This is a genomic window from Acinetobacter sp. HZNU-JH01, from assembly GCF_037996845.1.
Lineage (GTDB): Bacteria > Pseudomonadota > Gammaproteobacteria > Pseudomonadales > Moraxellaceae > Acinetobacter > Acinetobacter haemolyticus.
On record NZ_JBBMZX010000001.1, the window covers coordinates 2791309 to 2814983 of the forward strand.

Genomic DNA, 23675 nt, shown 5'->3' on the forward strand with positions numbered 1-23675 from the left:
ACAATAATGTGTATAAAACCATTTATTTGAAAAGACAAAATAAAACTTAGGGATTATCAGATGCGCCAAAAGACAAGAATATTCAGCTTCACCGTACTTAGTTGTATGCTGATGGCATGTAGTAACCCTGCCAAAGAGCGTGGAGTTGTTGTGGCTGAATTAGCAATGCCAGCACCAAGTCGAGCAGTAGATAACGCACGTAAAATGATTGTACCGGCATCATATGTTGGGATACGACCAAGTCCAGAAAGACTACAATTGGAACAAAACACCGAAAAATATCAAAAAAATGAGGTGAATCCAGTCCATCGTGTTACAGATCAGGCAGTTTCAACATTTAGTATAGATGTGGATACTGGAAGTTACACCAATACGCGTCGATTCTTAAACGATGGTCGATTACCACCTGTTGATGCGGTACGAATTGAAGAGATGATTAATTATTTTGATTATCAATATCCACAGCCAAATGGTGTACATCCATTTTCTGTCACCACCGAGACTGTTGACTCCCCTTGGAAAGAAAATGCAAAACTGATTCGAATTGGTATTCAAGCAAAAGATCTTGCACTTCAACAATTACCACCTGCGAATTTGGTTTTTTTGGTGGATGTTTCTGGCAGTATGAGTGCTGCAGATAAATTACCCTTAGTGAAACAAACTTTGCGAATATTGACTGAACAATTAAGAGCACAAGATAAAGTCACGATCATTACCTATGCAAGTGGCGAAAAGTTGGTGCTTGAACCGACGTCTGGCGAACAAAAAGAAAAGATCTTGGCTGTGATTAATGGTTTACGTGCTGGCGGAGCAACAGCAGGTGAACAAGCAATTCAATTGGCATATAAACAAGCTGAAAAAGCTTTTGTCAAAAATGGAATTAATCGAATTTTATTGGCGACAGATGGCGATTTTAATGTGGGTATTACTGATTTCAGTACCTTGAAAGGGATGGTGGCTGAAAAACGTAAAAGTGGGATTTCTCTAACGACATTGGGTTTTGGCACGGGCAATTATAATGAACAGCTCATGGAACAACTAGCCGATGCCGGAGATGGGAACTACAGCTATATTGATAATAAAAATGAAGCAAAGAAAGTGGTACAACGGCAACTTTCTTCTACACTTGCCACTGTTGCACAAGATGTCAAAATTCAAGTTGAGTTTAACCCTGCGACCGTAAAAGAATATCGTTTAGTGGGGTATGAAAATCGAATGTTGAAGCAAGAAGATTTTAATAATGATCAGGTTGATGCGGGAGATATTGGGGCTGGACATAATGTCACAGCACTATATGAAATCATTCCTGTCGGGCAGCAAGGTTGGCTCAATGATTCACGTTATCAAACCTCAGTTAAAATGGACAGTACGAAAAAATCCGAATATGCCTTTGTGAATCTACGTTATAAGCTGCCGAATCAAGAGAAGAGTATTTTGTTGAATCAGCCAATAAAAGTGGGGAGTAAAACACTTGCTCAAGCGCATGGAGATACTCGTTTTGCCGTGGCTGTAGCGGCTTATGCTCAGCAATTAAAAGGTGGACAATATAATGGCTCAATGGGGTGGGATCAAATTATTCAGTTGGCGCAGCAATCGTCAAAACCAGATCCTTATCAGATGAGGGAGGAGTTTATTGAACTTGCTAAAATCGCTAAGAGTTTAAGTGTAAACAAAGATTAGTATTTATTTATAGAAGGCGGTCGGAAAGACCGCTTTTTTTATGTATAAATATCGTGATTTATGCTGGAGTATGTTATAAGCAAGGCGTTTTATTGGCATATGATTTTTTATGTTTGAAAATTTACTTCTCCCGATGTTTGACGACGAATATTATCCCGATATTTTGGTTGCGGAAGTCAAACAACATATTCACCAGTTTGCAAAAAAAGTGGGGCGCACAGACTTATCTGAGTCTGAAATCTATCGTTTTGCTCATCAAACCATGATTGAAATTAATGAAATGAAGCCGCAATTTGAAGATCTAGACTCGAGTTTGGATGATACGGCAGCGGATTATATTGCTGAAGCTATGATGATGGTGGTGCAAGATGTTGGGCATTTAGAAATTGAAATGGAAGAATTAATTGCCAATCGAGAGTGGTGATAAACCACTCTCGACGACTTGGCTAAGTCATTATTGTACTGAATTTTCTATCGACCAAAGTTTGGGTAAAATTATTTCTCCTGAAATCCCCACTTCAATTTTGGGCTGTTTAATTCTTTTATAATAGATACTTTCAGTATTTATGAATAATCCTAAAGTGTCTCCCTCCTTTAACTGGGTATTGATACCCGATAACTCTATCATTTGAGTTGCCCCGTGTTGAGCTGAACCCAACACAATCTGGTCGTATTGATGCTTTTTATCAAGGTTAAATGGTGTGGTTTGCTCATTCACGATTTGATATTTACCTGTTTGTTTAGACTTAAGGGCTAGAGATATGAATAGAGTAGGTGATGTCGTTTGCTCAGTTTCAACTTTCAATTTTAATAATGGGCTACCTGTAATATGTTGTACATGTTCAGCAACTTGAATAGGTACAAATACGGCTTGGGTTTTTGTTGCAGTAATTTTTGTTGGTGTGATTGTATATGCTGTATTTGCCATTAGATCTTGCAAAGAACGGACTGGACTGTTATCCACACACAGTTCATCGAGATTTGGTTTTTCACTTCGATCTTTGAGCTGATGATTCAACCAAGCAAGGATCGTGTCTTGTAAATTATATTTCTGCTTATTGCCACATTGTACTGTTTTGCCAATATACCAAAACGGTGTTTGACCTGATGGTGAACTTTGTGCAAAAGGTTGTAAATGTCCGCCTTCAACACCGATCAGATGCACATCTTTTTGCGCATTTTTAATACATTTTGCTGCTTTTACACCTTCATTAAATGGAAATAATACATCCCTAAAACCTTGAATAATCAATGCATTGGCCTGTGGTTTTTGATTGTGTTCGCAAAACCATTTTGCCTGATGTCGTTGTAAGAAGTGGTAAGAAGAAGGATCTAGTTGTCCTTGTTGAGTGGATCTATAGGCCTGTTTGAGTTCTGGATCAAATTTATTCCAATTCCACCAATCCCCAATTAGGTTTAGAAAACTGATCCAGTTACTTTTAGGGACGCCATTGGGGGCCAGACTGTTTACAATGTCATACCACGTCGTAATAGGAACAATCGCTTGCAAGCGCGGATCCAAGGCTGAGGCTAGATATTGTACGCCACCAGCATAGGATTCACCGATCATGCCTGTACGCACGCCGTTTTGATTGATTGCTAACTGAGGTAAATTCTTTTCTGCCCAGTCCATGATGGTAATGATGTCTTGAGCTTCTTTTTCAGGATCAGTTAGACGGATTTTTCCTTGGCTATTACCATGACCACGTTGGTCGTAACTAATGACCCAATAGCCTTGTTTCCATGCCGATTTGGCGACTTGTCCAGTAGGTAATAAAAAACCGTATAAGCTCAGCTCAGGACGTTTCATGCGCGATAAACCGAAACCATGCGTATGCAATAGCAACGGTGCTGTTTGATTGGCCTCTAACTTAGGTTGGTATACCGTAAATGCCAGCACCGTGCCGTCGGCAGTGATTGTTTTAGCTTGATAAAAGCGTTGTTTTAAAATGGCTGTTTTCTGTGGATGCAAGGCTGATTGATGGGTATGATAAGCACAGCCTTGTAAAACCAAAGCAAGACTTAAAATAAACCACAAAACGTAAGTACGCATCGATTTTTCATCCTTGAATAAATCTTTGGGAAGTCACGCTATAAATCAAAAGGAACTGATCTGTTGAAGCATCATTTCAGTTCCTTTCCGTGAGTCATTGCATAATATAATACAAATGTTCTGATCATTTATCAGACTCAGCAGTTTTTATATCTTATCTGGACCATTGTTTGGGATAGACATACATGATTAACCCGATTGCTAAGCAAACCAAACCCATAAATAAGTGCGAGCTAAAAGGTTCCTGATTTAGCGTTATTCCCCAGAGTGTTGCCAAAGCTGGGGTTAAAATTGTGGTAAGCATTACCGTTGTGGGTTTGAGCTTCTGTATCAAATGAAAATAAAACATCATCGCAAGAACAGAGGAAAACAAAGCACTATATATTAAAGCTAACGATGTTTGTAAGTTCGGTAACTGTGTTGGTGCTTCAGTGCAAAAAAAAGCAATAAGACCGAGATAACCTAACCATGACACTAAAGTTGATCCAGCCGTTTGTACGATTGGATGTATTTCGGCTTTAATTTTGTTTACTGCAAACATGGACAGTACATACAGCAAAACAGCAATAATTTGGTAAGCAACACCAAGCATATCCAGTTGAATTTCTTCAGTTGCAAGACCGAGCGTCAGTACTAGACCAAATATCGCTAATACTAGACCAACCCATTGCAGAATTAAAAAGCGTTCTTGTTTTAAAATAAATACCGCGATTAATCCCGACCATAGTGGAGCCGTTGCATAGATGATTGAAATCATACTCGAAGGTACGCGTGTTGCGCCCAGATAGCAAAACGCCATAGACCCAAATAGTCCAATTGCACCAGCAGCATAGCTAAGTAAAGCTTTTGCATTGCATGTTAGCTTTAGTTTGAAATACAACAAGCAGATGTAAACTAAAGGAATGGCGAGACTAAATCGTAGAAATAAGCCCCACGCCCAATGCAGTTCATTGACTGTCCATACCGCCGCTAAGGGGGTAAATGACCAAATCAGAGTGACTGCAATAAATTGACCGACTGTTGCGAGGCGAGGGTATGTAGACACAACAGTCGGCTGTATCTGTGTGGAGGGCAGTAAACTTTTTTCATGTAGTTGAGACATGGGTAAACTCCAGTGATGACAACGTCATCTTGATTTTTAGGCAACAAAAAAGGCCACGTTTGAGGTGACCTTGTCATTTCATATGATGTTCTATTTATAGATATTCATGAGATGAAATCGATGGATAAAGTCTCCTCGCAATAAAATGCAGACACGTCGCCATGCGGCACTGACGTGAGTGCAATCAACGATGTGATTTGTGCGAGTTGAGGAAACTTGTAGTGTGAACATTGATAGATCATAAAAAATAGTTATGTATTTTTATAACACAACCATTGCTGAATAAATAGCCACTCTAAAAATTAAAATGCTTTCTACAATTCTATTTCGGCCCTTAACTAAAATATAAAAAGGTAATAAATCATTCCATATAAAACGAAGGAACAGAAAAACAATCAGTGAGGCATTTTGAGATTTAGCTGTTGCTTAAATCTAGGATTTTTTCATAATGTCACGATCGAATATTCAAAGAAGTTGTCTTTTGTCTGCATTAGAAATTATTGCCGTCATCATTAGCGTGATAGGAGTAACATTAACCATACAACGGAATATGTGGTGTTGGTGGTTCAATATTTTGGCTTGTTCATTATATGCTTACATTTTCTTCACCTATAAATTGTATGGTGAAACCATCTTACAATTTTTCTTTATCGTGTTTAATTTCTATGGTTTTTATTATTGGTTAAAAGGGCAACGTCAAGATCATGAGATTCGTATCGAGCCGATCAATCGAACGAGTGCATTGGCACAAATATGTTTAGCTGCAACTGGTGGTTTAATTTTTGGCATGGTTTTGAAGTATTGTACGGATGCTTCACTTCCTATGTTGGATTCTCAACTTGCAGCCTTTAGTTTACTTGCAACCTATTGGACCAGCCAAAAGCATATTGCTACTTGGTTACTTTGGATCATCATCGATATTGTCTATGTGGGAATGTTTCTCTACAAAGAGTTATTATTGACGGCAGGGCTTTATGCAGCTTTTGTTGGTTTGGCAACTTATGGTTGGTGGCAATGGCAACAGGTTCGACAAAAACAGTTAACACATTAAATGACAGTGTAGGGGAGCACCATGTGGTTCTCCCCATCAATGATAAAACTTATTTGCTTTGACCTAAATAATTTTGGACTGCTTTGCGGGCTATTGCTGGATCATCAGCAAAAATACCATCTACTCCTGCTTTAAAATATAACTGCATTTCTTTAATTGCACCATCTGGGCAGCGTTCAGAAACATTTTCTTTATCCGCACACTTTAACGTATCGGGCATATAATAATTTTCTGGACGGAAAGTATAAGGATGAACTTTTAAGCCAACTTGATGAGCATCAGTGATAAACGATGTGGTTTTGGTCATTTCCTCATCTTCAAAAATATATGGCTTCCAAGGGCCAACACCATTTGCATAAGTTGCAACCTCTTTTAGACCTTCAGCGGTGGCCATATCTGCATAAGTTGTTTTAATATTTTGCACCACATAATCTGCGGGTTTTGTTGTTTTTTCATCATAGAGTTGAATGAGTTGTGCATGTTTGATGCTTTTATGTTGGTCGAGCTGTTGTTTTAAATATTTAAGATTTCCCACTTCAAACGACTGTAAATAAACTGGTGCGATATCTCTTGTGTAGCGATATTTTGCTAGGGTTTTAAGTAGTGTATCTTCCATAGCAAGGTTTTGTTGTTGAAAGAACGTTGGGTGTTTAGTTTCAATATAAAGACCAATAATTTTACCTGTCTTTTTATAGTGTGCTTCCGTCAATTCAATAATTTGTTCTAATGTCGGTACTGTATACAAATCATTATATTGTTGATTCGCCGGTCGATATTGTGGGATACGTTCGCGTGCTTTGAGTTGTTGTAATTCTTGCAAGGTAAAATCTTCAGTGAACCAGCCTTCATAGCGGACACCGTCAATCACTTTTTCTGTTTTTCGATTTGCAAACTCTGGAAGACTGGCAACATTCGTTGTTCCACTAATTTCGTTTTCATGACGAGCGACCAAAACGCCATCTTTAGTCGAAACCAAATCTGGTTCGATGAAGTCTGCGCCATCATCAATGGCCTTTTGATATGCTTCCAATGTATGTTCAGGACGAAGTGCACTCGCGCCTCGATGCCCAACCACTAAAATCTGGGGGAGCTGATATTCTGTTTTGTTCGTATTTGATTGATCGTTGTTATCGTTGTTGCAACCAACAAGCGTAAAAAGGCAGAGACTAAGAACGGATTTCTTTAACATCGTAAAACTCATGTGCTTTTATTAATTGTATTAGTTTGCAAATAAAATTTATCAAATGGATGACAGTTTGATGATTATTTTGTGAAAATAAAAAGAAAATTGTGGTGTAAAGCTTGCTGGGTAAGCAACAAGCTTTATCATTTGTTAAAAATGATCAATCAAGAGTATTTGTGTGTATCACTAGACTCTACTCAGATCGATGATGCTTAATGCTTCTTTTGCCAGTAGGGCCAATTTACTTCAGGGTTAAAGTGATAGTTGGAATCAAACCAATACGATTGAGGCGGCGCATATTTGTCCTTCAGACCCATGATCTTCATCAGATTATTGTCTAGTTCAGCCGTATTTAAAGTTGTAGTGAGATCGACGCCAACAGATGGCATATGGTCATACCACATGATGACAGGCACTTGATAACCTGCTTTAGTATTTGGACTATGTCCTGCATAGTCTAACTCGTGACCTACTTCATTGCCATGATCGGATACCACGGTAAATGAACGTTGATCTAGATCCTTTTGAGTGGTTAAGGCATCAAAGAACTGAGCCAATAAAGTATCTTGATATAAAATGGCATTGTCATAATGATTGCGCATTGAACGAATCCACGGATCAATATCATTTTTCTTGAGTGACATTTCTACAGCATCATTACTATTACTATTAAATTTATTAAACGCAATTGGATAACGTTCTTGATAGTTTGGATGTGTGCCAATCATATGCAGAATAATTAGTTTTTTAGGTTCAGGATCAGCCAAAGCTTGTTCATAAGCAGGGATTAATTTTTCATCTAAAGATGTGCTACTACGACCTGAGCGGGTGTTTTTATAGATGGCTTTATCCGCATAAGCACCGAATAAAGATGAAAGATAAATATCATCTTGATTACTGATCCAGTAAATTTTATAACCAGCTGCTCGTGCGTAAGCCAAGATACTTTCGGGTGAATATGTTTTATATTCTGCTGCTGGGCTTTCGGTCAGTAACACACGCAAAGCATTAATCGTCGAAGGCGATGGTGAAAAAGCATTACAGAAGACTTTAAGTTGATCTATTCGTTTGTTAAGTTCTGGCGTAGTGTCTCTGCTATAACCACAAAGACCTAAATCAAGACTCGTGATACTTTCAGAAAGTACTAAAACATGGGTTTGTTTTAGTTTGCTTGGATCTTGAATAATCAGGTTCTGTTGTGCACTTTGATCCCATTGTTGATGTACATTCTTATGTTGTTTGATTCGATCGCGGAAATCTTGAATTTTCTCATGATAATTCGTCCAAAATACAACGGGATGTACTTTGCGAGAAGGCTTCATGAGATAACTGGTTAAGGTTAATAGCACCAAAAAAATGATACAAATACGATAGAACCGACTATTCCAAAGTTGTTTAAAGCTATTTTCTTTTAAGTATTTAAATGCCGCAATGTTATATCCAACTGTCAATGCGATGAGACCAAATAATACCGATAGAATGGTGAGCATATGAAGCTGGAAAAACTCCCACGTTTCTGCATAACTGGTATTCGCAATCGCCTCAATAATAAAATAAGCTTCATTATCACTGCTGAACAAGATCCAAGTGCTTGAGCGAAGCAACGAATCGAACCAGAAAATAAACCACCAAAGGATAGAAAGAAGATACCAATAAAATTTGCGTTGTGTTGCTGCAAGAACTAGGAAAATAACGCCTGGTAATGATAAAAAACCAAGTCTCAATCCGTCAGATAAATTGCCAGAAAAAATTAATAAACCACCAGTAATTAATGCTGGCAGCAAAATTAATAGAAGAATATTAAAGTTTTGCAGCGTGGTTTTCATAAATGACGAATAAAATAGGGGGTGGCAATAAGCGTGCTACTATCTGATTTACTTACGTGGCTGTCAATCTGTATTTATGAAGTAATTGATAGCAAAGCGATTTAAATTAAATACTTTTTAGTCAAAATAATCTGTAGCAAATCGATGGAGATTTGGTCGATATTAAATCGTACAAATCCACGATTCCTCCTTAATTAGCACTTTTTGAAATGATATGTTAATAGGGATGGTATTTTGATAATGACTTAGAGATGATCAAGCTTAAAATCTGTACTTACTTTAATTGATCTTCCACCTATCTTTTTGAAAAATTGACTGTTTCTGGAACGGAATGAACAGCCATGTTATCTAAGTTTTTTATTCATCGTCCCATCTTTGCTGGTGTTTTAGCAATTATCGTCATGGCTGTTGGCTTACTCGCGGTATTAAACTTACCGGTAGAGCGATATCCAGATATTGCGCCACCACGTATCACTGTCGCAACGAGTTATAGTGGTGCAGATGCACAAGCTGTAGAAGATAGTGTTACCCAAGTATTAGAACAACAAATTAAAGGGATTGATCACTTACTTTATTTTAGTTCTAGTAGTGACGCTAGCGGTAATAGTCGGATCAGTCTGTTTTTTGCACAAGGTACTGATCCAGATCAAGCACAGGTTCAAGTGCAAAACGCAATTAATGGTGCCATTAACCGTCTACCAGAAGATGTACAACGACAAGGGGTAACCGTTCGAAAATCTCTGAGTGATTCATTTATGGTAATTGGATTGGCGGATTCATCTGGCCGTTCTACCAATATTGATATTTCAGACTATTTAACCAATCATTTTGAACTAAATTTGAGTCGTATTGAAGGTGTGGGTGAAATCAGTGTGTTTGGTTCACAATATGCGATGAGAATTTGGTTAGATCCAAAAAAGTTACAACAATACCAACTAAGTGTCAGTGAAGTTAGAACAGCTTTAGAAAGTCAAAATGCGCAAGTGGCTGCTGGGGCCATTGGACAGCTTCCTAGTACCGAAGATCAATATTTAAATGCAAGAGTGACTTCAGGCTCCTTGTTACAAACACCTGAGCAATTTGAACAAATTATTATAAAAGCCCATGGAGATGGCAGTTTAGTTTACTTAAAAGATATTGCGCGTATTGAAGTGGGGGCAGAAAACTATCAAGTGTTTAACCGTTTAAATGGTTACCCAGCTTCTGGATTATCGGTATCTTTAGCTGTGGGTGCCAACGTGATGCAAACGGCTGATCTTATTTATCAAGAAGTAGAACGAATTAAGAAGGATTTACCCGAGGGATATATCGTCGTTTATCCTCGGGATGATACGCCATTTGTTAAAGAGTCAATGTCTCAAGTACTAGCGACCTTGATTGAAGCGATCATTTTAGTGGTCTTGGTGATGTTCCTGTTTTTACAGAATTGGCGAGCAACGCTGATTCCTGCGGTTACAGTTCCTGTCGTGATTTTAGGAACCTTTGCTGTGCTCGCAGTTTTAGGGATGAGTATTAACACTTTGACTTTATTTGCCATGGTGTTGGCGATTGGTTTACTCGTCGATGATGCGATAGTGGTAGTTGAAAACGTTGAACGTATCATGCATGAGCAAAAGTTGGATGCTAAACAAGCCAGTATTCAATCCATGCAAGAGATCAGTGGAGCATTGGTTGGTATCACTTTAGTGTTGACCGCCGTATTTATTCCAATGTCGTTTTTTACAGGTGCGACGGGCATTATTTATCGTCAGTTTTCGATTACTTTAGTCGCAGCGATGTCTTTATCCTTATTGGTTGCTTTAATTTTGACACCTGCCTTATGCGCAATTCTTTTAAAACAGCAGCATCAAAAAGCAAAGTGGGCTCAAAGCTTTGAGCGAGGGTTAGATCGGGTTAGGACTGCTTATCTAGCGCTTGCAAAAAAAGCAATTCAGGTAAAGTCGGTGGCGATTGTTTCATTTATCGTGTTAATCAGTGCCTTTGCTTGGGTGTATCGCGAATTACCGACCAGCTTTTTACCACAAGAAGATCAAGGCCTTTTAGGAGTACAATTCCGTCTCGCAGAAGGGACTCCCATGAGTCAAACTCAACTTGTGGGTCAGCAGATTTCAGATTACTTTTTGAGTGAGGAAAAAGATAATCTCAATGGTATTATGGTGATTCATGGTCGTAATTTTTCAGGTACAGGGCAAAATCTTGGACAAGCTTTTGTATCTTTAAAACATTGGGATGAACGTCAGGGAAGTGAAAATAGTGCACAAGCGATTCGTGCACGGGCAATGAAACATTTTGCACAAAACAATCAAGCAAGAATCATGGTGGTTATGCCTGCTGTGATTCGTGGCTTAGGTAATTCCGATAAAATTGATTTTTGGCTACAAGATACCCAGGGAATGGGACGGGATAACTTATTAACCTCATTTAGAGAGTTACAACAACAAGGTAACGCACTAGAGAGTATTGAAAATCTAGATAAAAAAACCAATGATGATCAGGCGGTTTTAAACCTTCAAATTGATCATCGCGCGGCGATGTTGCATGACTTAAATGTGAGTGAAATTAATCGAACGATTTCGACAGCCTGGAGTGGCAGTTATATTAATGACTTCATTGATCGTGGCCGAATTAAGCGTGTTTATTTACAAGGTGATGCACCGTATCGCTCAAAACCAGAAGATTTGGGCTTTTGGCATGTAAAAAATGCACAAGGTCAAATGATTCCATTTACTCAGTTTAGTCAAGTGTCTTGGCAGGGTGCACCGCCATCTTTACAACGTTTTATGGGCTATCCTTCGATAGAGTTAGAAGCTGATTCCGCGAATGGCTTTAGTAGTGGTCAAGGCATGCAAGCCTTGACAGAACTTGCAAATAATATGCCTGGTATTGACTTGGCATGGAGTGGTTTATCTTATCAAGAGCAACAGTCTAGTAATCAAGCAATTTGGTTATACGTGATTTCTATTGCCTTCATTTTTCTATGTTTGGCTGCTTTATATGAAAGCTGGTCGATACCATCTGTGGTGATGGCTGCAATTCCATTAGGGATCGGTGGAACAATTTTGTTTAGTTATTGGTTTGGTTTCGCCAATGATATTTATTTCCAAATTGCTTTGCTGACGACCATAGGACTGTCCTGTAAAAACGCCATTTTAATGGTTGAGTTTGCTGCGAGTTTACAACAGCAAGGAAAATCTTTATTGGATTCGGCTTTGCGTGCTGCGGGGTTAAGATTGCGCCCAATTTTAATGACATCGATTGCCTTTGGCGCAGGGGTAATTCCATTAATGTTTTCAACGGGAGCTGGGGCTTTGAGCCGCCAAGCAATCGGTTATAGCGTTTTTGGAGGTGTTGTATTTGGTACGATATTAGTACTTATTTTTATTCCATTAATGTATGTGCTGATTCGCTCCATCTTCAAAGCGAATACGGTCATTCAACATTAAATTTCTAAAAATGTCATATTTGATGAACGTCGTTTAGATTGAAACAAAATAAGACATATTTCATAGAGATAGGGCTTGAGCCATTAGGTTCAAGCCTTTATTATTCATGCGCCGTATAAACGGTTCAATTGAGAGTTTATCTAAAAAATGGACACACAGAGTTGTAGGTCTCGATCAAGTACTTACTACCTTAAATATTCCCTAAATACGCTAGGTTTTTACGCGCACGATTAATTATGTCTGCGACCTAGCCGAATGTGTTTGGGCTAGGAGATTCGCATGTCAAGAAATGAATTAATCACACTACTCAACGAAACTGTTGCAAACCATCACCTCGATCAAGCACTCGTTTTACTCAAAGGTGTTCCCTCTGCCGACTTGGCTGAATTATTACAACAAATGATCCCAAGCTATGCAGCTTATTTGCTCGAGCATTTACCACAACGTGCCTATATTTTTGCGGAGTTCCCTGCGAAACAGCAAATGCTGATCGCACAAGAAATGCCTCGTCAAGTACTGGCAAAGATTGTAAGTGAAATGCCATCCGATGATCGTGCTGATTTGTTTAAACGTTTAGATCCGAGTGAGCAGGAAACTCTATTACCCGCATTAGCCCAAGCTGAAAGAGAAGACATCCGCCGTCTTGCAGATTATGTCGAAGGCACAGCGGGGGCGATCATGTCTTCGGATTATGTGACGCTAAAACCTGAATTTACTGTTGCTCAAGCAATAGAGGCATTACGTAAGGATGCCCCAGACGCGGAAACGATTTATCAGGCTTATATTATTGATGAACAACGGCATCTGATCGGTGTTGTGTCTTTGCGTGAATTGGTTTTGGCACAACCAGAAACACGAGTTGCACAGTTGATGGTACGTGATGTGATTAGTGCGCGTGTTGATGACGATCAAGACCACATTGCTAAAATTATGGCGCGTTATGATTTGCTTGCTTTACCGATTGTGGATGCACAACAAGCTTTGGTGGGGATTATTACTTACGATGATGCAATGGATGTTGCCAGTGAAGAAGCAACAGAAGATTTCTTAAAAGTAGGGGCTGTCAATGCAACCACTAAACTAAGTATAAAGTCCGCACCTATCTTACAGTTGTATCAGAAACGCGTTTTTTGGTTGGTTTTTTTAGTATTTGGTAGTCTGTTATCGGGTATCGGAATCGCACATTATGAAGATGTCATTGCGCAACATCTTGTTTTGGTGTTTTTCTTACCACTTTTAGTTGGGAGTGGGGGAAATGCAGGATCTCAGTCATCTACATTAATGGTGCGAGCATTGGCAACAGGTGATGTGCAATTTAGAGATTGGTTTTATTTATTAGGTCGAGAAAGTTTAGTCGCGTTATGCTTAGGTGGAACGATGGCAATTGCTGTTTCACTCCTTGGTTATGTACGTGGTGATGCATTAGTTGCATTGGTTTTGGCATTTAGTATGGTTGGAATCGTACTCATGGGATGCTTGATTGGTATGAGTCTGCCTTTTATTTTAAATCGATTTGGTTTTGACCCTGCCAGTGCATCTGCGCCTTTGGTTACTTCGATTTGTGATGCAATGGGAGTATTGATCTATCTCTTTATTGCATCGATGATTTTGTTTTAATTACAGAACAAAATATACCGAAAAAATTGATATGCTAATTTATCATCAATAGAACTATGTATCTTAGGCTGACTGAATGACCCAACAAAAAAAACTAACGCAACAGCAGGCGATTGCAGTAGAGCGTGATTTAGCAAAATTTGCCAACACCATGGATAGTTTGGTGCGTATCCCATTTACTAAACAAGGGGTGGGTGCCGATGCCGCATTGAGTACCATTCCCTTTGCAGGTGACATCGCAGGATTTATTTTAACGCTCTATGCATTTAAAAAAGCCAGAGAGGTTGGTGTTCCGCAACATAAATTGAATGGAGTGGTGAAGCTGGCAATCTTGGATATGCTTGTTGGTTTTGTCCCGATCGTCGGGACAATTTTTGATGTGTTTATCCGTCCTAGCCGCAAGACCTTAGACATCGTACATGATCATATTCGTGAAGAATATCAGGTGCGAAGTGATATCCATGTGGTGCATCCTTTTTTACATGAAGCATTAGAACAAAAGCAAAAAACTTCAGCATTTTGGCGTAACCCTATTGTGAGTTGGATCTGGTTGCGGATACCTGATTTATTGGGCATTGCCATTCTTATTTTATTGGTGGTTGCTATATGGGCTGGATTTAGTTTTTTATGGCAATGGTATCAATCCTTTCATTGAGCGAGATACTCATAAAAAAACAAAGCCTCCATATAGGAGGCTTTGTTTTTGAATCTGTTTGATTTAATGAACATTCAATTGTTTGAGCGCAGCAACACGTTGCTCAATACTTGGGTGAGTTTGGAATAAAGCAGCTAAGCTAAAGCCTTGTTCCTTACCTTCCGTAATTGCAAATGCTTTCATTTCTTTTGGCATTTGATCTGGCATTTCTGACTCAGCTTGTAAGCGAAGCAGTGCAGAAATCATGGCATCTTTACCTGCTAAACGAGCACCAGCTTCATCTGCACGATATTCACGTTGACGAGAGAACCACATTACGATTGTGGATGCTAAAATACCAAACACAATATCTAATACGATGGTAATAGCGAAATAAGCAAGACCAGGTGCTTCCCCATCCTCACGACCAAAGACATTACGGTCGATAAAGTCACCTGCAACACGTGCAAAGAACATAACGAAGGCATTGACTACACCTTGAATCAAGGCAAGTGTAACCATGTCACCGTTCGCAACGTGTCCGATTTCGTGTGCAAGTACGGCACGAAGTTCATCTTTGTTCATGCGTTCTAATAGACCTGTCGAAACAGCTACTAGTGCGTCATTTTTATTCCAACCAGTTGCAAATGCATTTGATTGATAAGATGGGAAGATCCCCACTTCAGGCATTTTAATACCTGCACGTTGAGATAATTGAGAAACTTCTTGCAACAACCACGCTTCAGCCTGATTACGAGGTGCATTCGGGTCGATTAATTCAGTCCCAGTGGTTTTTTTAGCCATCCACTTTGACATGAAGAGGGAAATAAATGAACCCACCATACCAAAGACAAAACAGAAGACTAATAGGTTGCCTAGATTTAAGCCACCCGCACTACGGTAACTACCGACACCGAAGAGTGACAAAATAATGCCAGCTACAACCAGTACCGCGAGGTTGGTTAGCAAGAACAAACCAATCCGCATCATTGAGAAAACCCTCTTATAAAGAAAAAGTGATCTGATTTATAAATATAAATCATCACCATAATATGCAGGCTGAACCCTAAAAATTCAAGAAAAAAATGGATGGAATTGTATTTCAGTATTAAAATGATGAATGAATGAAGAAACAACAACTTAAAATCATTTTAATGCGCTAAATAAGTACACATTATGAAGATGTATCGTTGTTTTAATGTACAGTTTAATCACTCAATCGTATGTGTGCAGATGCTGAGGCATTTGCAGTTGAATAGGTGCCCGCAGGTGCATCTGTAAATGTTCCATCTGCAAGTGTAATAATTTGACGGTTATATTGTTTTGGGGCGGGGCTGCTAGTGGATAGATTACTTGGTAAGTCAGCATTTGAATAACTGACGGATTGTGCCATCAATGCATTATTCGTCGTCACACTGCTTAGACCAGAAGCATACAAGTTTTGATAACGGCTAGTTACGCGACGTACATAATCTTGCGTTTCACGAAAAGGTGGAATACCACCATACTTATCAACATTACCTTCGCCAGCATTATAACCAGCCAGTGCGAGTTCGGTATTGCCATTAAAACGTTTTAATAACCAGCTTAAATAGCGAGCACCAGCAAAAATATTTTGTTGTGGGTCATATGCATCACTAACATTAAATCGTCGAGCGGTTGCAGGCATTAATTGCATTAAGCCTTGGGCACCTACTGGGGAGCGCGCGCGGACGTTAAATCCCGACTCAGTATGCATGACTGCTTTAATTAATCCTTCAGATACACCGTGTTGTTGTGCTGCTTGTCTTATGAGGTGATCAAAAGCATTTCTGTTACGACTATAGCTGGGAAGCACAGAGGCCTCTGTTTTACCCCAATTGCTATAGGTGTGAATATTACTGTCAGGATAATAAGTCGCTTTAACGACTTTTAAATGGCTATATTCCGCTTTCTTCTTGTTGGTGAGTAAGGTTGTACCGTTAGTATCTTTGAATTGATAGATGGTTTGCCCTGCATGAACATGTGCAGAGTTATAAAAAAAACCGATTGTCCCCAAACAGAAGGTCATCAAATACGTTATTTTGTTCATCGTTATAATATTCACAAATAGATGAGCTTTAATTCCTTAGCGCAGTGTAACAAAAAAATGCAAAAAATGGAGTTTTAATACAATTTTTTTTATTTTGCTGTCTAACAAAAAATCAAGTCATTTTGTTCGAATGTTCAGCAAAAAAAAATTTAATTTTTTTTAAAATTGAAGTATTGACTTATATAAGCTATTGATTATTAATGCTTAAAATAACTGATCAAAAAATGATCAATTTAATCAAAAGCCTTATTATCTGATCAAAACAGTTTGTCAATAGCTAAGAAATCCACAATTTTATCCACAGTTTTTGTGGAAAACTGTGGAAAAGTTTGAAATATAAGCAATCTAGGCAATTTTTATAATTTTTGATCAGAATTTTACCAGTATGAAATCTGAATATGACGATAGAAAGAAATTGAAAAATTCTTTTGGTGCGGTTTTTTTCGAATTCAGATAAAATCTCGCAGTGTTTTTGTTTATGAGTTAATCACGTCTATGTACGCGCCAGTGGAGTCCAACCAAGGATTTAATTTCAAGCCAGAACTTCCAACCAGTTCGGCCTATTATCGCCTGTTGAAAAAACTGCGTCGCCAAGTGGGGCATGCAATTCGTGATTATAAAATGATCGAGGATGGCGATAAAGTCATGGTGTGTGTGTCTGGTGGTAAAGACAGCTACACCTTACTTGATATTTTGTTGCAGTTTAAACGTATCGCACCGATTAATTTTGACATTGTTGCGGTCAATCTTGACCAAAAACAACCTGGTTTCCCAGAAGATGTTCTTCCACGTTATATGGAAGAAAATAATATTCCATATTACATTTTGGAAAAAGACACTTATACCATTACCAAGCGATTAACGCCTGAAGGTAAGACCTATTGTGCGGTCTGTTCTCGTTTACGTCGTGGTTCGCTGTATGGTTTTGCACAAGAGATTGGCGCAACTAAGGTGGCATTAGGTCATCATCGTGATGACATTATGGCAACATTTTTCTTAAATTTATTCCATGGTGGAAGTTTAAAGGCAATGCCGCCTAAGCTTCTTTCATCAGATAAAAAGAATATCTTAATTCGCCCTTTAGCGTATGTTGAAGAAAAAGATATTATTAAATACGCAGAAATGCGTAAGTTCCCAATTATCCCGTGTAATTTGTGTGGTTCTCAAGAAAACCTGCAACGCGCTATAATCAACGATATGTTGCGTGAGTGGGATAAGCAATATCCAAAACGTCTACACAGCATTTTCGGTGCTTTACAGAACGTATCACCGTCACAATTGGCTGACCGCGAATTATTTGATTTTGAAGCTTTAGATGGGCAGCGTGAGTTTGATCTCAAAGATCCTGAAGAGCTGAAAAATCGTCTCGATGTGGTCAATTTAAGTTTTGCAGCTGATTAAAATGTAAAAATTTTTAAAAGGCACTTTGTTAAGTGCCTTTTCTTTATAATTTTTTTAAAATTTGGATCCTACGTACAAAAAATCATAGCCTAAAATAAAATATACGTGCTATAACATGGCACGAGCAAATTGCTTCATGTGATGTTGTCTGGATAGATAACACAAGAAATTGAACAAATACATTTGAGGAATAATCATGGCTGCATTTTTAACTGATGATTGGTTTGCAACAGTCGATAAACTTACTGCTGAAGCAGGTGATTTAAACTTACCACCAGCGCTTGCGAATTTAGCGATTAACTTAGTTGTAACAGATGCAGCTGGTAATACTGAGCTAGCTCTTGATGCTGGTAAGATCCAAAAAGGTTTGTCTTCAAATGCTAAAACAACTTTAAATATGGATGCTGAGACTTTACGTAAAGTATTCTTAGAGTTTGACATGGCTGCTGCAATGCAAGCATTCATGACAGGTAAAATCAAAGTCCAAGGCGATATGTCTCAATTAATGGCATTGCAAACTGCAAAACCAAGCCAAGAGCAAAAAGATTTATTTAAAAGAGTACTTGAGCAAACTGCTTAAGTGATCAGCAAAAAAAAAAGCTTACCCATTGGTAAGCTTTTTTTTGCTTTAGACATTGATCAAGTTACTGGTCTTGATATGTTCTAAATAGGTACGAATACGTTTTACGTATTGCACGGCTTGTTTATAACGACCATTTCGAGCTTGGTTACGCTGTAAATAATCATATAAGTTCACCCATTGGTTAGGATCTTTTCCTTGGGCTTGGATACGCTTCTGAATTTGTCCGACTGCTCCAGGTCCCATATTGTACGCTACAAGCGCATACCAATTACGGTCGGGATAAGGGACATGTGCAAACTGATCCAGCATCAAGTCATAATACTTTGCACCACCTTGAATGCTCTGTACTGGATCAGTGCGATTGGTTACACCCATTGCTCTCGCCGTGTTATTGGTGAGCATCATAATCCCACGTACACCTGTTGGTGAAACAGAGGTCGGTTTTAGATAGGATTCCTGATAACCAATGGCAGCCAATAGATGCCAGTCTAGATTGTATTTAGAAGCACTTTGCTTAAAACTTGCCTTATAAATAGGTAAACGCTGATTCAAGTCTTTTTGAATGATAGACCATGATTCTGGCTTAACCACATTACGATTATAAAAGGAAGCAAGTTGTTGGGTCGTGCCTAGTTGTTTGCTTTGGCACACAAAACCACTGGCAGTAAGTGTTAAAGGATCATCAGCTTGTTTAAATACCCAATTTAATTGGGGGTTTAAACCATTACTACTTAAACTTGCTTGATCACCACAACTTGCTGAGAATGAAACCAATTGTTTCTTTTCAATATCTGCAATTGTTGAAGTGGTCATTGCGAAATTGGCTTTGCCTTGTGCAATCCATTTCAATGCAGTTGCATTGTCTGGGACTGTTTTAAAATCAAGTTTTACATTTAAGCTTTGTGCATAGTTACGCGCTAAATCGTAACCAAAGCCATGTAAGAATTGATCTTCTTTAAATACGATGGTTGGGTTTTCTACGGCAACCACAGTTAAAACATTTTTTGCTACAACAGTATTGTACTGGTGAGATTTTTCTGCGCTTAAGCTATTGAAGGGAATAATTACAACACCTAATGCTAAAGCTTGAAACGGGAGTTTAGAAGATAAAGAGTTAAGGCTAGGCCTAGACCCAGAACTTGAATTACTGTGCATGTTGTCTCCGCTACAGGTAATTTATGCCCTAAAAGTTCAGCAAAACGATGCCTTAACTTTTAAAAGTTGATAAATTCAATAAGGGTGGGCAAGTCATGACGTCATTCAAAATGACATTGGGTTAATCGGGAAAATGATGCAGATGTTACACATCATTCACAAAGTGTATAAAAAATAAACAAAAAACTAACTTAGGGGCGCATAATAAGCGTCCAAAAACAGATTGTCAAATTTTGAGCCAAAAATAAATGATAAATACATCACAAACACATGATTTAAAAAAGAATAAAATTTATACACTTTAGTGATGGTGAAATAAGGAATACAATGCAAAAACTTGTAAACGGATTGTTATCTTCACGTATTTTCTTCTTATGAAATCAAACTTAATTACCCGTACGGGCCATGACTTATTGGTCGCTGAATTAAAGAAACTTTGGCATGATGAACGGCCTGAAATCACTAAAAAAGTGAATTGGGCTGCGAGTTTAGGCGATCGCTCTGAGAACGCTGATTCTTTTAATATAGCCCCATTTTCTATACTATTTAAAAAATATTATTTTATTTACAATAACTTATTAATAGTATGTGTACTATGTCAATATACTATTCTAAATTCAGGATACTGTAAGAATGAAAGAAGAGAAACTTAAGTTCGATATAATTTCAGAAGAGGTCGGCGTATCTGAGTTATTGCAGGATTACTGGCAATTTGGTGAAAAAAAGAAATTTGCATTAACTGCTAAAGAGGTATTTACGAAGCATAATATTCAATCACCTACAATGTTAACGAAAGAAGTCGGTAAAATTGGTTTTTTACAGGTAAGTAGATTGAAGGACTGCGGTAAATGTTATGATATACGTAATTTTCATGTTAGAACCGATTTTAATTATTATATTGATAGAATAAGTAGTTTTGATAAAATATGCACTGAGTGCGCTAATAAAAAATATATAAAATATGCGTTGGATACGCTAGAATATTATAAAAATAATTTTAGTTTATCAGAACCTAATTTAACTCAAAAGAAAGAGTTAAATTATTTAGAGAAAATACACTTATATTTATTAATCGAAAATAATATCAAATACTTTCGCCCAGGAGGGAGATGGTATTTTTCAAATGTTCTTAGTGGTTATTCCTGTCATGCTAGTTTAGAGGCTTTGATTGAAAAAGGTTTTATTTTTAATCGTGATAGTAATATGGATTTTATAAATAGAAAAAATAATTTAGGAACAATATATCGATCCAATAAAAATATTTTTGATAGTTCTTTAAGTGAGGAAATCTTTAATTTTTTACAAGTTAACTTTGAATATCATACTGAAATATTGATTCCTACTCGATTTGAAAATATTAACGATTGGTTTATAGAACTATTTAGTGATATTCAGAGCCATAAATTAAAGCTTGAGGATATCAAAAATATAGAAAAATTCTTATTCAATATGAGAGTTTCTGAAATATATAAACTCGCAGAATTTGTTTGTAATGAGAATAAGATACCTCTACTCAAAAACAATGCCCTTGAGTTTGAATTTTTAAGAATAGTTGACAAATATAATTTGGAGCAAATCTATAATATTTTTAATTATCAAGCAACTTACACTACATCTACTCTTTATAAAATAAGTGTTTCTGAACATGACTCTTTAAAGTTTAATAAAAATAAGCTTTTTACCAAAAATATAGGCTATTTTATTTCTCGTATGGAGCATAAAAGCCCCGATCAGCATTATTCAAAACCTTTACCGTTATCTTGGGAGCAATCTGAATTTGAGCAATTTGTCAGTGCCCATATTATAGGGAATGCTGAAAAATGGGAAAAATTAACACCAAAACAAATTTTATCCAGTTGGTTAAATGCTGTGGAATATGATGTAGATGATTAAATTATTAATGTATATGTTTTAAATCTTAAAACTTTCATTGATACCACTATTTTTGCTAAGATTGAGTCAATTTTTATTGATTCAGTGTTGTTATGCCACTATTGGATTGGGTAAATTCAACTAAGAGCGTATTTAACTAAGTTCATTATTGAATGAGCGTAGCTTTACGCTTATTCAATTACATCGTAGTCAATTTCAATTGTCATTGGCTGTTTCGCGTGTGCTTAATCGACTATTTCAGCTTGCTCGTAAACAAGCATTCCAAAGTGATTAGTTTGCAGAGTTCAAAGTAGCAGAGGAATCAAAACAAGAAAATAGTTTTGAGTTTTAGCGTGGGTTTTACCCAGTCAGAAAGCCTTATCGTGGTAGCTATAATTTCAAAAAGCATTTTTATGCCCAAATCGATGATCTGAAAGAAAAAACTGAATCATGAAATATATCTTAAGTGTTTAAATGTGCGCAACTTGCATATTCCTGCGCAATTCTACCACTCATTCCTATTCCGAGTCGGCCAGTCCGTAATAAAATAATGCAGACAAAGAAAAAACCGAGCTAATTGCTTAACTCGACTTTAAATGAAAGACTGCCAATCTATTTTAGGACGGGACAGATATAGAGAATACAAATTTGTATTAATTTTATTTTTAGAGCTAACTAAGCACCTTTAAGTTGTTCATCAGCACACTTCATTGATTCACTTTTACGATTGAGGATGACATTTAACGTAACAGCACAGAATGCCGTAAGTAGTATTGGGCTGTTTAATAACGGTGAAAGGGATGCTGGTAAATTCGAAAAAATAGTTGGTGAAAATACTGGAAGCATTCCTATACTTGTGCTTATTGCAATTACGTATAGATTGTTAACATTCTCAAAGTCGACACGCTGTAATACCTTGATCCCATTTGATGTGACCATACCAAACATAAACAAAGCTGCACCACCTAATACACATGAAGGAATAGATGCCACAAAATAAGCTAATTTAGGGAAGAGTCCCAATACGATTAAGAATACACCAGCTAGAGCGCATACACTACGATTCTTAACACCTGTAATTGAAAGTAGACCAATATTTTGTGCGTATGAGGTGTATGGAAAAATATTGAAAATACCACCAATCATCGTACCCAAGCTGTCAGCCTTGAAACCTCTAGTTAGCTTTTCTTCATTTATTTCTTCATCAACAACTTCTCCAACAGCCATAAACATGCCAGTAGTCTCAATAAAGATCACTAGCATCACAACACACATTGCAAGGATTGCCCAAAAATTGAATTCAGGCATACCAAAGTGAAATGGCATTACCCAACCTAGCCATGGACTATCATCGATTTTATCTAGACTAATCAGGCCAGAAAAAGCAGCAATTACATAGCCAATGATTAAGCCAATCAATACGGAAATATTTCCAAAAAAACCTTTAACATATCGACTAATCACAATAATTGTGAATAAAACGCATGCAGCAATAGAGAGATATAAAGGATTACCAAAGTCTTTTACACCATATCCACCAGCAGCCCAAGTACCAGCAATACCGATCAAAGATAAACCGATAACCAAGATTTGAGTACCTGTAACCACAGGAGGGAAGAAACGTATTAATTTGCCGACAAAAGGTGATACTAAAAAACCGAAAATACCTGCAACAATGGTCGCTCCAAAGATACTGAGAAGCCCCATATCAGGATTTGTTCCAATTGCAATCATCGGTCCTACGGCAGTAAAAGTCACTCCCATCATAACTGGGAGTCGTATCCCCACATTTTTAAAACCAATGGTTTGTATCAGTGTGGCAATACCACATACAAATAAATCAGCAGTAATCAAAAATGCAATTTCAGCTGTACTTAGACCTAATGCACCACCAACAATTAAAGGAATTGATACTGCGCCAGCATACATCACGAGAACATGTTGGAGACTTAAAAAAATCATGGAAGGTGTTTTTAAAGGAAGGGAACTATTTTTATTCGTCAT

At 37.7% G+C, this 23675-nt stretch carries 17 protein-coding genes and 2 pseudogenes; 11 read left to right on the forward strand and 8 right to left on the reverse strand.

Annotated features, from left to right (window positions below):
* Nucleotides 1-60 precede the first annotated feature (60 nt).
* Nucleotides 61-1680 (forward strand): vWA domain-containing protein, encoded by a 1620-nt coding sequence (locus AAC851_RS13215; protein ID WP_340600941.1) that lies wholly within the window; start codon nt 61-63, stop codon nt 1678-1680.
* A gap of 109 nt (nt 1681-1789) precedes the next feature.
* The gene (locus AAC851_RS13220) at nt 1790-2104 is read left to right on the forward strand and encodes a DUF5713 family protein (RefSeq protein WP_005089457.1); all 315 of its coding nucleotides are present in this window, start codon (nt 1790-1792) and stop codon (nt 2102-2104) included.
* 30 nt (nt 2105-2134) lie between these two features.
* Here AAC851_RS13220 and AAC851_RS13225 read toward each other — a convergent pair whose 3' ends face one another.
* A complete protein-coding gene (locus AAC851_RS13225; RefSeq protein WP_340600942.1) occupies nt 2135-3733 on the reverse strand; it encodes an alpha/beta hydrolase family protein in 1599 nt (532 codons plus the stop codon).
* Between the two features lie 154 nt (nt 3734-3887).
* Nucleotides 3888-4835, reverse strand: a complete 948-nt coding sequence (locus AAC851_RS13230; RefSeq protein WP_340600943.1) for a DMT family transporter — start codon at nt 4833-4835, stop codon at nt 3888-3890.
* A 448-nt stretch (nt 4836-5283) separates the two neighbouring features.
* Between AAC851_RS13230 and pnuC the strand changes: the two genes are divergently transcribed.
* Nucleotides 5284-5886: a nicotinamide riboside transporter PnuC gene (gene pnuC, locus AAC851_RS13235; protein WP_151211692.1), complete on the forward strand. Its 603-nt coding sequence runs from the start codon at nt 5284-5286 to the stop codon at nt 5884-5886.
* Between the two features lie 49 nt (nt 5887-5935).
* Here the strand turns inward: pnuC and AAC851_RS13240 are convergent, their stop codons facing one another.
* Both AAC851_RS13240 and AAC851_RS13245 read right to left on the reverse strand, forming a co-directional pair.
* Nucleotides 5936-7075 (reverse strand): glycerophosphodiester phosphodiesterase, encoded by a 1140-nt coding sequence (locus AAC851_RS13240; RefSeq protein ID WP_005089465.1) that lies wholly within the window; start codon nt 7073-7075, stop codon nt 5936-5938.
* 206 nt (nt 7076-7281) lie between these two features.
* Complete coding sequence (locus AAC851_RS13245; protein ID WP_005089467.1) at nt 7282-8895, reverse strand: phosphoethanolamine transferase; 1614 nt, start codon at nt 8893-8895, stop codon at nt 7282-7284.
* A gap of 341 nt (nt 8896-9236) precedes the next feature.
* On the opposite strand from AAC851_RS13245, the gene AAC851_RS13250 reads away from it, so the two are divergent.
* The 3 genes from AAC851_RS13250 (at nt 9237) to AAC851_RS13260 (ending at nt 14610) form a co-directional block, all read left to right on the forward strand.
* Nucleotides 9237-12338: an efflux RND transporter permease subunit gene (locus AAC851_RS13250; protein ID WP_075315055.1), complete on the forward strand. Its 3102-nt coding sequence runs from the start codon at nt 9237-9239 to the stop codon at nt 12336-12338.
* Nucleotides 12339-12617: 279 nt separating this feature from the next.
* Nucleotides 12618-13955, forward strand: a complete 1338-nt coding sequence (mgtE, locus tag AAC851_RS13255) for a magnesium transporter (RefSeq protein ID WP_075315057.1) — start codon at nt 12618-12620, stop codon at nt 13953-13955.
* A 76-nt stretch (nt 13956-14031) separates the two neighbouring features.
* Entirely contained in the window at nt 14032-14610 is a 579-nt protein-coding gene (locus AAC851_RS13260; RefSeq protein WP_005084386.1) for a DUF4112 domain-containing protein, read from the forward strand.
* 63 nt (nt 14611-14673) lie between these two features.
* Here AAC851_RS13260 and htpX read toward each other — a convergent pair whose 3' ends face one another.
* Both htpX and AAC851_RS13270 read right to left on the reverse strand, forming a co-directional pair.
* Nucleotides 14674-15579 carry a protease HtpX gene (gene htpX, locus AAC851_RS13265; RefSeq protein WP_004640254.1) on the reverse strand — a complete coding sequence of 302 codons (906 nt, stop codon included), beginning with the start codon at nt 15577-15579 and terminating at the stop codon, nt 14674-14676.
* 217 nt (nt 15580-15796) lie between these two features.
* Complete coding sequence (locus AAC851_RS13270) at nt 15797-16660, reverse strand: lytic transglycosylase domain-containing protein (protein ID WP_125502858.1); 864 nt, start codon at nt 16658-16660, stop codon at nt 15797-15799.
* Nucleotides 16661-17155: 495 nt separating this feature from the next.
* Here AAC851_RS13270 and ttcA point away from each other — a divergent pair, with 495 nt between their 5' ends.
* Nucleotides 17156-18061: a tRNA 2-thiocytidine(32) synthetase TtcA gene (ttcA, locus tag AAC851_RS13275; RefSeq protein ID WP_004640251.1), complete on the forward strand. Its 906-nt coding sequence runs from the start codon at nt 17156-17158 to the stop codon at nt 18059-18061.
* 196 nt (nt 18062-18257) lie between these two features.
* Complete coding sequence (locus tag AAC851_RS13280) at nt 18258-18641, forward strand: SCP2 sterol-binding domain-containing protein (protein ID WP_004640249.1); 384 nt, start codon at nt 18258-18260, stop codon at nt 18639-18641.
* A 48-nt stretch (nt 18642-18689) separates the two neighbouring features.
* Here the strand turns inward: AAC851_RS13280 and AAC851_RS13285 are convergent, their stop codons facing one another.
* On the reverse strand, nt 18690-19799 hold the full coding sequence (locus AAC851_RS13285) for a transglycosylase SLT domain-containing protein (protein WP_005084391.1): 1110 nt from the start codon (nt 19797-19799) through the stop codon (nt 18690-18692).
* Nucleotides 19800-20173: 374 nt separating this feature from the next.
* Between AAC851_RS13285 and AAC851_RS13290 the strand changes: the two are divergent.
* The 3 genes and pseudogenes from AAC851_RS13290 to AAC851_RS13300 all read left to right on the forward strand — a co-directional run.
* Nucleotides 20174-20314: pseudogene (locus AAC851_RS13290) on the forward strand (transcription elongation factor GreAB); the annotation flags it as partial.
* Between the two features lie 118 nt (nt 20315-20432).
* On the forward strand, nt 20433-21692 hold the full coding sequence (locus AAC851_RS13295) for a hypothetical protein (RefSeq protein WP_340600944.1): 1260 nt from the start codon (nt 20433-20435) through the stop codon (nt 21690-21692).
* Nucleotides 21693-21806: 114 nt separating this feature from the next.
* Nucleotides 21807-22119 (forward strand): annotated as a pseudogene (locus tag AAC851_RS13300) (DEAD/DEAH box helicase); the annotation flags it as partial.
* A 227-nt stretch (nt 22120-22346) separates the two neighbouring features.
* On the opposite strand, the gene AAC851_RS13305 reads toward AAC851_RS13300, so the two are convergent.
* Nucleotides 22347-23675, reverse strand: a complete 1329-nt coding sequence (locus AAC851_RS13305; protein ID WP_340600945.1) for a nucleobase:cation symporter-2 family protein — start codon at nt 23673-23675, stop codon at nt 22347-22349.

Bases quoted from the DNA above. Each gene is read 5' to 3' on its own strand.
- AAC851_RS13215 (WP_340600941.1), top strand. From the start codon at position 61: ATGCGCCAAAAGACAAGAATATTCAGCTTCACCGTACTTAGTTGTATG.
- AAC851_RS13220 (WP_005089457.1), top strand. From the start codon at position 1,790: ATGTTTGAAAATTTACTTCTCCCGATGTTTGACGACGAATATTATCCC.
- AAC851_RS13225 (WP_340600942.1), bottom strand. From the start codon at position 3,733: ATGCGTACTTACGTTTTGTGGTTTATTTTAAGTCTTGCTTTGGTTTTA.
- AAC851_RS13230 (WP_340600943.1), bottom strand. From the start codon at position 4,835: ATGTCTCAACTACATGAAAAAAGTTTACTGCCCTCCACACAGATACAG.
- pnuC (WP_151211692.1), top strand. From the start codon at position 5,284: ATGTCACGATCGAATATTCAAAGAAGTTGTCTTTTGTCTGCATTAGAA.
- AAC851_RS13240 (WP_005089465.1), bottom strand. From the start codon at position 7,075: ATGTTAAAGAAATCCGTTCTTAGTCTCTGCCTTTTTACGCTTGTTGGT.
- AAC851_RS13245 (WP_005089467.1), bottom strand. From the start codon at position 8,895: ATGAAAACCACGCTGCAAAACTTTAATATTCTTCTATTAATTTTGCTG.
- AAC851_RS13250 (WP_075315055.1), top strand. From the start codon at position 9,237: ATGTTATCTAAGTTTTTTATTCATCGTCCCATCTTTGCTGGTGTTTTA.
- mgtE (WP_075315057.1), top strand. From the start codon at position 12,618: ATGTCAAGAAATGAATTAATCACACTACTCAACGAAACTGTTGCAAAC.
- AAC851_RS13260 (WP_005084386.1), top strand. From the start codon at position 14,032: ATGACCCAACAAAAAAAACTAACGCAACAGCAGGCGATTGCAGTAGAG.
- htpX (WP_004640254.1), bottom strand. From the start codon at position 15,579: ATGATGCGGATTGGTTTGTTCTTGCTAACCAACCTCGCGGTACTGGTT.
- AAC851_RS13270 (WP_125502858.1), bottom strand. From the start codon at position 16,660: ATGAACAAAATAACGTATTTGATGACCTTCTGTTTGGGGACAATCGGT.
- ttcA (WP_004640251.1), top strand. From the start codon at position 17,156: ATGTACGCGCCAGTGGAGTCCAACCAAGGATTTAATTTCAAGCCAGAA.
- AAC851_RS13280 (WP_004640249.1), top strand. From the start codon at position 18,258: ATGGCTGCATTTTTAACTGATGATTGGTTTGCAACAGTCGATAAACTT.
- AAC851_RS13285 (WP_005084391.1), bottom strand. From the start codon at position 19,799: ATGCACAGTAATTCAAGTTCTGGGTCTAGGCCTAGCCTTAACTCTTTA.
- AAC851_RS13295 (WP_340600944.1), top strand. From the start codon at position 20,433: ATGAAAGAAGAGAAACTTAAGTTCGATATAATTTCAGAAGAGGTCGGC.
- AAC851_RS13305 (WP_340600945.1), bottom strand. From the start codon at position 23,675: ATGACGAATAAAAATAGTTCCCTTCCTTTAAAAACACCTTCCATGATT.